Here is an 11,367-nt window from a genome sequence, read left to right as displayed (position 1 = left end):
AGGCCCATTATCTGCTACATTTACAACACGTGTTGTAAAATGAAAGGCCATGTTGTAAATCATGGGAACCATCATAAAGCGTCGTCGCAAGAATGGCACCATAGCTTGGCTCGCTCAAATCTCAGTGATGCGGCAAGGTAAAGTCTTACTTCGCGAAAGTCAGACATTCGAGCGCAGATCAACTGCTGCGGCTTGGATCGAAAATCGCGAAGAAAGTCTGGCGCGACCCGGCGCCCTTGATGCGCTCAAAACTCAACCGAAAAGCAAGAAGACACCGACCCTGAGCGATGCCATCGACAGGTATGTCCAAGAGAGCATCAAACAGATCGGCCGGACCAAGACCCAGGTCCTGAAGAGCATCAAGACGTTTGATATCGCGGACCAACATTGTGACGCGATAACCAGCGCTGACATCGTCGAATTTGCGCAAGAAAAGCTCAATAGTGGCGTTCAGCCTCAAACAGTCTCCAACTACCTTTCGCATCTCGGCGCGGTGTTCTCCATCGCCAGACCCGCATGGGGCTTTCCACTAAACGCGCAGGCTATGGAGGACGCCCGGAAAGTGGCGGACAAACTGGGTATCACCGGCAAGAGCCGCGAACGAGATCGGCGTCCCACGCTCGATGAGCTAGACCAACTGATGCAACACTTCCTCGACCGCTCGCGACGTCGCCCCACGTCAATCCCCATGCACCGGATCATCGCTTTTGCCATCTTTTCCACCCGACGGCAGGAAGAGATCGTCCGCATCCGCTGGAAGGACCTCGACGTGGAAGGCAAACGCATATTGGTCCGGGACATGAAGAACCCTGGCGAAAAGATCGGCAACGACGTCTGGTGTGATCTGCAAGAACAGGCCCTGGCGATCATCGAAGCGATGCCATTGATAGAAGACGAGATATTCCCATACTCGACGGATGCCATCAGCGCGGCGTTCACGCGTGCCTGCAAACTGCTGGAAATAGAGGGACTGCACTTTCACGATCTGCGGCATGACGGAGTTTCACGGCTGTTCGAGCTTGGCCTCAATATTCCGTACGTTGCCGCCAATTCAGGCCATCGGTCTTGGACGTCACTAAAGCGCTATACGCACCTACGTCAAACTGGCGACAAGTACGCTGATTGGACTTGGCTGGCTGAAGTCACGAAGCGGGACAACGCGCTTAAATTGGTTCGGAATGGCCAGTTCCCACGGAAACGTCGCTCAGACAGAGGCGTCTAGCCGAAGTAAGGTTCTAGGTGCAAGTTACAGCGCTGGGATGAATCCACATAAACCATACTGACTATTATGCGATTTTGATCATCTAGTAAAATTTGAGAGATTTTCCGACCTAATAGCAACCCTACCCGCTCAAAACTATCGTCGGTTACCGAGGCCGCCAAATTCAGTACACCTTGGCGTGCAAAGTTGCTTTAGCCCAAATTTTCACGCTTAGAAGCCTCCGTATATGAACCGTGCACCACATTGACCAAAGTTGCCAAAAATTCTGGTCAACCAAACCTTGGTTCCAGAAAGCTGAATTCTAGAGGAGACGCCGAGCAATATTGAGAGCGATTGCAGCACTGGTGAAGGAACAATACTCTTGCATTCCATCCGCTTTCTCCTCGTCAGCGAAATCAGCTACACTCTTCGCGATTATGCAAATCGGCTTAGGCTCCGTAGCCTCTCGTGCCGCCCAACAAACGGCAAATGCCTCCATGTCAATTCCTGCAACTTTTCTAACTTGCTTTTGCGCCAGCGCTTCGAAAAATTCTCCGTTGGCTTGGACAGCCGCACCGCTCGCTAACGGTGCCAAGGTTCCCCTAAGCCTGCTATCTGGCTTTGCACCCTGAAAACTGTCATGAATCCTATCAAGCCCGGCTTGGTCGCCCAGAACTGCTTCTGCCGCCGATTGAGCACGTGGATCGATTGGTAACTGATATGGATTTGCAAAAAATTGAACACCCATCTCAGACCCGATAAATTTACCGCTCCCATAATCCCACGTCGTCGATGCCACAATGCACTCTCCAAATTGAACTTCGCCTTTTCTTCCCGCACAAATCCCGGTCATGACAACAATTTTTGGTTTGAAATGTGCGCATGCCTTTGTGGCTAACGCCGCCGCAGCAGTTAAGCCCATCGACGGAGCTGAACAGGCAACAATCCGACCGGATTTCCCTGAATCGATCTCAACCTCCGCCTCAAAGTACCGTGTATGATCTCCTACGATCTGAAGTTCTTCAAAATTTGAAGATACCGCGACTTTGAGTTGGCTTAGTTCTGGCCGGGCCAAAGCGCAAATGAAGAGGACGTCACATTCAGTTATTACTTCTGCTTCATCCGCAGCGTTGCGTGCCAGTAGATATCGCGCCTTCTCCGTAAGCGCGTCCTTCCACTCAATCGCATCTGTGCCGTATCTCGCAATACTCCAAAGGCCTCTACTGAACTCAGGTTCGGCCTTCGCGAGCGCTTCCGAGCTGACCGTCAGACCAACAATGTGTTCGGGACGATTCAGTCCCTCATTTCTGTCGAGTTCAGTGAGAAGCCGGCTGCCTCCAGTTTCACTTGGCTCATCTGACAGCCGAATGGGCAAAACTAGATCTAAGACTAACAGTCCATACTCGTGCTTTTTGAGCAGCTCCACCGCACCAACAACGCACCCTGAAGTATCAATAGCATCTTCAGATATGCCTGCCTTTGAAAAGACCTTCAAAATCTCCCTGACCTTCTTCTGGTCATCATCAACGATAAGGATTCTCATTCGCTCTCCGGCTTTAACGTTTCTCGATACATACTTAACTCCGCTTGCCAGGACGCTTTCGAGGCATGGTAGTAAATCGATCCTAAATAGACGGGATCAAATTCCCGACGTAATTCGTCATCCAGACCGGAAAGGTTCACCAAATTGGGTGGTGACCCAAAGGTTTCGAACTGAGTCACAATCACTACCTTAGTAACAAGGTCAAGACGCAAGAGCTGCCTAAGGAAATCACGTCCACCAAAGGGCCGCATAGGATTGTAGCCCTGTGCTGCCGATATCGAATAGTTGGGAAGTGTCATGTCCAAAATTATCAAGTCGGGCCTAATCTCGCGAGCTGCTCTAAGGCCCGTTACCATAGCATCGGCGTAGGTAAATGCGTCTCTTGGAAATCGCTCGCAGTAGTAATCAGTTATCCTTGAACGCTTGTTTTCATCGTCTTCGACCAAAAGGACTTGTGTCACTCTAGCTCCCCCATAGATTTGGTCTCTCCAAGATCGACGTACGAAAACTCCATAGCTACCACAAATTTGTCAGGTTGCTCAGTAACTGAAACCTGCAACGGAACTTGTGATCTTGAGTTTTCAACAATTTTCGCGATTTTTGCTAGCCCGGTGCCACCTTCTGCCGCGAGGCCGGAAGTGTATTCTCGATTTGATATCATTGTATTAGCTTTCGTTGCTTCCCTCCCGGCCGTTTCAATTTCAGAGCAATCGGAGGAGAAAACAACTCTGAGCAACTTCTGCGCTGTGACTTCGACATCTATCGATATCGATGGCCTTCGGAAGCCAGAGTGTTTTTGAGCGTTGTCAAACAGAACAAAAAAGACGTCGGTAAACAGGAATAATGCCGACACAGCCACAAAGTCCGTATCCCCAGTGACCACTAAGATGGGATCAAACTCAGGGTTTAGTCGTTTAACGATTTCGAGACTGATACTCGCTAGATCTTGAATAGGGAACGGGTCTGTATCAACCGGCCTTGAGCCTCGAAACCAATCCAACATTTCGTCCACCGACTGATTGGTTGTCAGTCTAGCTCTTGTAATGGCATCAGAAAGTGGCGGAACACGAGCCATCGACGTGATGCGTGAGATTTCTTGGTCAAGCTGATCAAACATCACTTCGAGCTCGGAGCGGAATTCTTGCCCCAAGTATTTTCTAGTACCCTCCAATGTGGTGTCCAAATTCGACCAAAACAACGAAGAGAAACCGGCCAAAAACTCATCAAATGTCTCTAAACTGGACGCATCATCATAGAAGCTCAATTTTACAATATCGGCCAAGCCAGTAGCAATAATCCCGTCTGGTTTGGCCTTACTAAGAATTTGAATTTTTTCGTCCGTTAATCCCGTGATCGCTTGATCAAGATCGCGGGAAAAGTCACCTAAAAGTCTGCCGATCAAAGCCGCCTGGTCGACAGGCAATGACTCCCTAAGTATCTCAAACCAATGCTCATTCAACTCATAGCGATCACCATCACTGTCGGCTGTTGTAAGAAGCCGTTCCTCAGTCCACGATCGCCTGATTTGCCCAGACACTGTCCCATGGCGGACTCTCAAACTTAGGTAACTATTCAAACCAAAAACGGGGTCAAAACTGTAAGCTGCTATCAAATCACCCACTAACTCTTGAGCAATCGAAGCCGCTTCATTTTTAGGTACTTCGAAAATCAGCGTTGACGCGCTACCCTCGCGAATGGCGACCAAAAGTTCCTTTGCCAGTCCGGGTGTCGTTGGCAGAATCCCCGCATCTACGAAGGCTCGAAACCCGTCAAACTTCCCAGAAAGGCTTTCTCTTGCCCATGCCTGAATTTGATTTTCGTCGCAGTTGATTTTGCCGGTCTTAAGCTTATCGATTGCGTTTGCAATCTCTTGAGAACGGACAATCTCTTCGATCTCCTCGCTGCATTGAGTGGCCAGCTCATCATCGACTGAGGCGAGCAACTGTAGCTCGGAAATCCTTTCAGACTGCATTTCATCGCCATCTTCGTAACATAGCGAAAGAGCAAGAGTATCCATCTTGCAACCCAATAAGATCAACTCCTTGACCGCTGGGTTAGATCGAACGAATTCCGGATCAAGCTCTGAAGCCCGATCGCACCCCATCGAGGAAAGAAAGTGTTCGATTGCAAAGATCAACTGAGATCGTATTTGTTCACCCGTGAAGGGTACGACGTGCGCGAGTAAAACTGCTGTTTCTGGATGCTGTCCGAGTTGACGGATCACATCGTCTGTCATCGCGTCTGCGATCTTTGAATACGGCAACCATTGGATCAATTCAGGAGATGTCGAGATCAACGGATGAAGCCGTTTGATCAAAGGAAGTAATGAACCTTCCTCAATATGCGAGATAACCTCAAGCCTAAGCAGTTCCGGGTCTTCGCGCCCTATGCTGTGGGTAAGATTTCGGCAATTTCCTTGGATTGAGGAATGGTCATGGGCAGCAAGAGCTCGCCCAAGCTCAAAAAGCTCGACGTGCCTGCCGTTACTTTCAAATTGAGCCTCATCGATATGCTCTGCAACTACAGCAGGATGCAACAAGCCACAAAGAAACGGGTCTAGGCCACCGTCGTGTACAAAGCGAATACGGTACTGAAATATAGCTTCTTCAAGCGATGTGGTCGACTTAAGGCGATAAGCAGTGGCAGCGTACTGACTAAATGTGCTCCAGACTGCCGAATATGCCGTCATTCCTAGCGATGATCGAAGCTCTCTGTCATTCAAAGCGTCATTGCAAAAAGAATGAACCAATTTTTTGAAGGCTTCGGGCCCCTTACTGATAGGTTCTAGTCCAAGTGTCCTGGCAAAGTTGAGTTCTTGGGATGGTGTCCATTCAGACAACATCGACCTTAGACTAGCAAATGCTCTCTCGTCCCCCATCGCCGCTGCGATACTTACCGCACGCGGGTCACCAATCTCTGACATAAACGGCAAGAAGGCTTCATAAAAATGCTGCGATGAATCTCGGAAGTCTGACGCGGCCGCGATGGATTGAGAAACCAATCCTTCGTATAGGTCTACAACAGACTGGTTTTGGAGTTGTCTGAGCAGCAGGGCTTCAGAAGCTGCCGGAGCCGGTTCTCCCAACATGATATGCAGAAGAAAGACACGCTCTTCTTCGTCCATGGTGCTATCAATGTACTGCTTTATTGATCGCTCGAAAACCAAAGGTTCGCCCGCGGGTTCGGTTCTAACACCAATCCAGTAGGCAAAGAAGACTACAGGCGCACTCGTACGTTCAAAGACTTGACTAGCAATCCAGGATTTTTGCGCCTCCAAACCTTCGGTTTGACCAATCAAGTAACATTTCATCCCTAAGGCGAGATGGGACCAACCAGTTAGTTTCACCACATTATCAAGGCAAACACTGGCTGCTTCATAATCGCCGTCAGCCATCAAACTATCCAGCAACGCCTTTTGGGGAATATATCCCTTCAATATTTTCTGTTCAGCAGAAAGTATGCCAATTGCCCACATCAGTTCGTTCAAAACGTCTTGTGTGGACCCGAGGCTTAGCCCCCCAACATTTGAAGGGTTCCTTGGCATTAGGTATTTAAAATATGGAGATAATCGGAAGTGACGCCTTAACCATAGCGCCATCTCGGTCATTTCGGTTGGGTTGGTGGCCTGCTTCATTGCCTCAATTGCATAGGTTGCACCAGTCGACCCACGGACGATGTTTCTGAGGCTGATTTTCGGGATCTGGTTGTTTTTCGGCTGCGGGGCATTGAAAATCATCTTGTGTAAATGGGGTCACTTTGCTCAGCATCTAACAAGAACGTAATCTAGCCACTTGGCGAACACAGAGTGCAAACTCTCGCATTTATTGCACTGGGCGTTCAATCCCAAAACCAACTCACCTCTATACAGATTTGGATGCGACGCAATAAGCTAACCTAAATCAAAACTGAGCATTATTAACCCATAGGTTACAGGGAAATTAACTCTGCAAGCTTAGCCGCAACGTTAGTCATTGTCCCTTCTGCAGTGCTCAAACCACTTCGAGAGGCTAACATAGGGCTGACGTCGCGAAGCGCTTCATATGTTGTGTCGTGCACGATTGGAACGAGTAGGTCGGTCGCCAGAAGAACCGAGAGCTCCTTGTCGGCGATACCTTCCCCTTGAAGGCGTTCCAGCAACGCAGGCGTTACCAGAACGACCCCGACACGCGATTTTACGAGCCCCTTGTCGATTTCCCGCAGCAACGTCGAACCAAGGAGGACATCCTTCTCGCTAAACCAGACTGAGACATTCCGAGACTCCAACAAATCGTGCAGTTCTTTGGCAGCCCCTCCACGATCGTCCCACGCATGACAGAGAAACACGTCACGAGGATCAGGCGGAGGTGTTCGTGCCTCGACACTGCGGCGGATTGGAGTGAGTGCCCTCACCTCTGCAGTCGTGTACATGACAGACGAACCAGAGGGTGACCAACTAGGCCTGCTACCACCAGAACTGGAACCGCCGCCGCTGCTCCGCCCACCACCACTGTAACCTGGGCTGGAGTAAGATCGCGAAGAATATGGGGATGAGTACGACCTATAGCCGCGAGAGCCGCTACGACATGCGGGGCAGTTCTCTCGCCCGCTCGCTGTGCGATGGCCATTTCTTGGTGCAGTACATCTTGCCATTCTTATCTTCTTTCTTCACCGATGTGGACGATTTGAAAACTTGTAATAATGGTTAACGCTTGCGGCCTGGACGCTGAGTCAATGCAGATCCTGCAGCGGACTTTGCCGCTTTTGAAGCGCTGGGGTTCCGAAGCGTCTTGGAAGCAGCACTAGCAGCCCTTTTGCTTGTGACTTCATTGACACCGGCTTTGCTCCGCACTTGCGTCAATGCCGAGCCAGCTGCGCTCTTGGCGGCTTTACTGGCCGTGGGGCTTCGCAAAACTTTTGACGCTGCTGATGCCGCGCGTTTCCCAGTTACCTCTGTGTTACGTCTAGTAGCCATTTTCTGTTCCTTAACTGGATAATTTTTGAGTCCTAAGCCCAGAATGGGCTTAAAATAGACGCGCAGATGCGTTGCTGCCTGCGCATCCCGTTGCTTAAAAAGCTGGCGATTATTAGCTTGAGTGACGCACGCTCATCACGCAGCTCCACTAGTTTTTGCAGCCATTCTTATCGCATGTGATGCGCTTAGATGTGTTCACCCAATGGCTGGAGTGTTCCTTAGTATCGAAACCACATCCGGTCGTGCCACCTTTTGAACCTGAATGAACTTCTCCTGTGGGGGTATGCTCTACGGCCATGATTGATATCCTTTTTCCATTATAAGGTTTGATCCGAATACTCCGAATCTCATGGTCGTAAACTGCATAGTTAACGAAAGGTTGTCAATGTAAACATTGTCATGTTTATATTTCAAACAATTGTTTACTTCATTGACACGCTATCGTTTAGAAGGCTAACAGTATCCATGTCGAATAATACCATCTATACAGCCTTTGGAGGCAATATGTCCTCCAGGCGAAAGCAGCTCAAGTTGACACAAAGTGACCTTGCATCGCGAACTGGCCTTTCTCGTGCGTCCATAGCAAATATGGAGCGCGGCCACCAAAACGTAGCCCTTCATCACCTTTATGCGATTGCCTCAGCCCTCAATGTTGCAAGTGTTTCGGATTTGTTGCCATCTTTGAAAGCTGGAACAGAATTTCAGGAGGAAAATGATATGATGCAAACAAGCGAAGCCTTGTCAGAGACAAGCAGAGCGAGCGTAAACGACTTGATCAAAAAGGCCCTAAGACAGGGTGATCAAAAGAGACAGGGACGATGATCCCTGATAAGATTAGGGCAAGAGAAGCAGCGCAAGAAGTGCTCGATGAATTTAACATCAAACGCATTCCCGTCCCCATCGAGCGAATAATTAAATCTAAGAAAATAGTGCTTGAATATGCCCCGCTTGATGAGGAGCTTTCCGGAATGGCATACACTCAAGACGGCATTTCGATTATCGGCATTAATGCTCTGCATCACCCAAACCGCCAACGGTTTTCGGCGGCACATGAACTAGGCCATCACGTCCTACACCCTGCCGAAATCCAAGCAACTGTTCATGTTTCAAAAGGGCTGCGAGCTTTGCGTCGTGATCCTATATCTTCTCTGGGTAGTGATCCGTTGGAGATTGACGCCAATACATTTGCTTCAGAGCTCTTGATGCCAGAAAAATTCTTACTCGAGGAAATCGGGCCAGACGGCCTGGACATAGACGACGATACAAGTGTTGAAAAATTGGCAAAAAAATTCCGAGTGAGTGTTTCGGCAATGAAGTATCGCTTGGGCAGTTTGATTTGAGGATAGTTATTTTTGGCGTTTGTATTCTTCGACACTGAGACAACTGGACTTCACAAAGGTTTTGATCAGATCGTTCATTTTGCGGCGATCAAAACTGATGAAAACCTTGACGAGATCGACAGGTTTGAGGTGCGCTCAAGGCTGAACCCGAACATCGTTCCATCCCCCAGTGCGTTGACTATTAATGGGCTGCCAATAGAACAGCTTCTCGATAAGGAACTACCGTCTCACTACGAAATGGTCCGGCACCTGGAATCGCAACTACGCAGTTGGTCACCGTCCATTTTCCTTGGTTATAACTCGATCAAATTCGATGAAGAGATGCTCCGTCACGCGCTGTTTCAAACTCTACACCCAGCGTATTTGACCAGCTTTCACAACAATGGCAGAAATGATGTCCTGTCCTTAGCGTTGGCCGCCGATGCCATCGGTCAAGATGCCATCATAGTGTCACAGCGCGACGATGGAACGCCAATCTTCCGCCTCGCGGAGCTAGCGGCAGCAAACGGTATATCTGCAAGCAACGTCCATAGCGCGATGTCCGACACAGAGACAACACTGTCTCTATGCAAACTGATCAAGCAACGGTGCCCCGATTTATGGCAACGCTTCATACGCTTCTCAAATAAGGCCGCTGTTTCAGAGTTTATTGCGACAGAGGAAGGGTTTCTACTCACAGAGACTTTTAGAAACCAAGCTTATCACACGCCGGTCGTCTATATTGGTGAAGACCCCATCCCTGGCAACGGGCGGCTTTGCGTAGACTTGCGGCTGGACTTTGATCAGATCGCAGCATTGACCACGCAGGAATTGCATTCGACACTATCCCTAAGACCTTGCCCCGTCCGAAAAATCCGAACAAACACCGGCCCGACGATGACCCCGCTCTGGGAAGCATCTGCAAGCCTACTAGAGCCCCTTAGTATCGACGCGTTAGAAGATCGGGCAAGGAAGGTTGCTGAGGATGACGCGCTGAAGCGCCGCCTTGTTGACGTCTACACAAATAGTCGCGAGCCGTTCGTAGAACCGACGCACATCGAAGAGAGACTGCATGGCACTTTTCTAAGCGATGAAGACAATGCACGTGCAAGCCAGTTCCACACGACACCATGGCTCGACAGATTCGAGATAGTTCAAACCATGGAAGATGAGCGGTTACGGGAGTTTGGAACGCGCTTGATCTTTTTTGAAGCTCGTTCCTGCTTGCCAAAGCAGGTTGTTAGTAGGCTAGATTACGAAACCGCTGAACGATTGATTGACCCAGACGGCAAGCCTTTTTCGTTGGTCCGATGTTTAGACGAAATCGAAAAGTTGGAAGCGGCTGGTATAGACGACCCGCAAACCTCCGAACTTTTGGATGCCCTTAAAGGTTACATCATCATCCGCACGACAAAAGTCTCCGCATTCCTCGAAACCTTAGGGGCTCCGACCAGTAGCGGGTGACCCAATAACGGTTGAGGATCTGCGCTGACTGCTGGAATTTCTGACGGTTGCGTTCAAATTAGCGCAATCTCGAAATCGTAGTGTGAGCGACACCAAGGTCTCGTGCGATCGCTCGGCAAGTTTCGCCGTCGGCCATGCGCTCGCGGGCGAGTCGACGCTGGTGTTCTGTAAGCTTCGGTTTGCGTCCGAACTTGGTTCCGTTTGCAACGGCTATCTTGCGGCCTTCGTTAGCGCGTCGAGTGATACGTTCACGCTCGTCCTCCGCTAAGGCCGAAAGAAAGGCGAGGATACCCTTGCCCATTGGGGTCGTTAGGTCGAGCCAGGGTTTGTCCAAAACTTTGACGGTCGCTGATCTGTCCGCGACGCGTTGGATGATATTGATCCCATCCATCATCGATCTGGTCGCCCTGTCCCACTCGGCAATGACGAGGATGTCCCCTATCCCCAAGGCATCGATCGCGCGTTCCAACTGAGGACGACCTTTCACTGTCCGGCCCGACGCAACTTCACGAAAGATCTTGTCCGCTTTGGCTGTGTTCAAGGCACCGATCTGGGTAGTGCCCCGGGTGGTGGTGTAATTCCGACGGTAGCGTGGGCTGAGCGGAGCCACGCGTAGCTCAGGCGAAGCCCACGCGGGTTGCCGGGCGGCCATGGACGTTCTCCGGTAGGGTTTGGGTTGGAAACCTGACCTACCGATCAAGGAGATCACCCATGACCAAGAGCACGATATCAGAAACAGCCGCGTTGAAAGCGCTTCTTTCGGAGACTGCCGATCATCAGATCCTGGCCGAGATGCTGGGGTTTGTGGCCGACCGGCTGATGGCATTGGATGTGGACCAACTGTGCGGTGCCCAGGCACATGAACGCGCGGCCGAACGACTTAACCACC

General features: G+C 50.1%; 9 protein-coding genes and 1 pseudogene. 5 read left to right on the top strand and 5 right to left on the bottom strand.

Going from position 1 to position 11,367, the window contains the following annotated elements:
• Nucleotides 1-61 precede the first annotated feature (61 nt).
• Nucleotides 62-1,222 carry a site-specific integrase gene (locus tag BMY38_RS07085; RefSeq protein WP_092761331.1) on the top strand — a complete coding sequence of 387 codons (1,161 nt, stop codon included), beginning with the start codon at nt 62-64 and terminating at the stop codon, nt 1,220-1,222.
• 301 nt (nt 1,223-1,523) lie between these two features.
• Here BMY38_RS07085 and BMY38_RS07080 read toward each other — a convergent pair whose 3' ends face one another.
• The 4 genes from BMY38_RS07080 to BMY38_RS07065 form a co-directional block, all read right to left on the bottom strand.
• Nucleotides 1,524-2,744 (bottom strand): phosphorylase family protein, encoded by a 1,221-nt coding sequence (locus BMY38_RS07080; RefSeq protein WP_092761329.1) that lies wholly within the window; start codon nt 2,742-2,744, stop codon nt 1,524-1,526.
• Nucleotides 2,741-3,205, bottom strand: a complete 465-nt coding sequence (locus BMY38_RS07075) for a response regulator transcription factor (RefSeq protein WP_139204674.1) — start codon at nt 3,203-3,205, stop codon at nt 2,741-2,743. Before BMY38_RS07075 ends, BMY38_RS07080 begins: the two co-directional genes overlap by 4 nt.
• The gene (locus tag BMY38_RS07070; protein WP_092761325.1) at nt 3,202-6,480 is read right to left on the bottom strand and encodes a histidine kinase; all 3,279 of its coding nucleotides are present in this window, start codon (nt 6,478-6,480) and stop codon (nt 3,202-3,204) included. The genes BMY38_RS07075 and BMY38_RS07070 overlap by 4 nt, the downstream gene beginning before the upstream one ends.
• Before the next feature lie 191 nt (nt 6,481-6,671).
• Complete coding sequence (locus tag BMY38_RS07065; protein ID WP_245737538.1) at nt 6,672-7,151, bottom strand: toll/interleukin-1 receptor domain-containing protein; 480 nt, start codon at nt 7,149-7,151, stop codon at nt 6,672-6,674.
• 1,009 nt (nt 7,152-8,160) lie between these two features.
• Between BMY38_RS07065 and BMY38_RS07050 the strand changes: the two genes are divergently transcribed.
• Genes BMY38_RS07050 through BMY38_RS07040 form a run of 3 tightly spaced genes read left to right on the top strand, consistent with a single transcriptional unit; the run spans nt 8,161 to nt 10,478 of the window.
• Nucleotides 8,161-8,517 carry a helix-turn-helix domain-containing protein gene (locus tag BMY38_RS07050; protein WP_092761977.1) on the top strand — a complete coding sequence of 119 codons (357 nt, stop codon included), beginning with the start codon at nt 8,161-8,163 and terminating at the stop codon, nt 8,515-8,517.
• A complete protein-coding gene (locus BMY38_RS07045; RefSeq protein ID WP_092761317.1) occupies nt 8,514-9,035 on the top strand; it encodes an ImmA/IrrE family metallo-endopeptidase in 522 nt (173 codons plus the stop codon). The genes BMY38_RS07050 and BMY38_RS07045 overlap by 4 nt, the downstream gene beginning before the upstream one ends.
• Before the next feature lie 12 nt (nt 9,036-9,047).
• On the top strand, nt 9,048-10,478 hold the full coding sequence (locus tag BMY38_RS07040) for an exonuclease domain-containing protein (protein WP_092761315.1): 1,431 nt from the start codon (nt 9,048-9,050) through the stop codon (nt 10,476-10,478).
• Nucleotides 10,479-10,536: 58 nt separating this feature from the next.
• Here the strand turns inward: BMY38_RS07040 and BMY38_RS07035 are convergent, their stop codons facing one another.
• Nucleotides 10,537-11,130: a recombinase family protein gene (locus BMY38_RS07035; protein WP_245737537.1), complete on the bottom strand. Its 594-nt coding sequence runs from the start codon at nt 11,128-11,130 to the stop codon at nt 10,537-10,539.
• A 59-nt stretch (nt 11,131-11,189) separates the two neighbouring features.
• Here BMY38_RS07035 and BMY38_RS18700 point away from each other — a divergent pair.
• A pseudogene (locus BMY38_RS18700) lies at nt 11,190-11,367 on the top strand (IS256 family transposase); the annotation flags it as partial.

Source organism: Jannaschia helgolandensis (assembly GCF_900109285.1).
GTDB classification, from domain to species: domain Bacteria; phylum Pseudomonadota; class Alphaproteobacteria; order Rhodobacterales; family Rhodobacteraceae; genus Jannaschia; species Jannaschia helgolandensis.
Note: the sequence above shows the minus strand (reverse complement) of the source record. Positions and strands in the feature narration are given on the sequence as shown.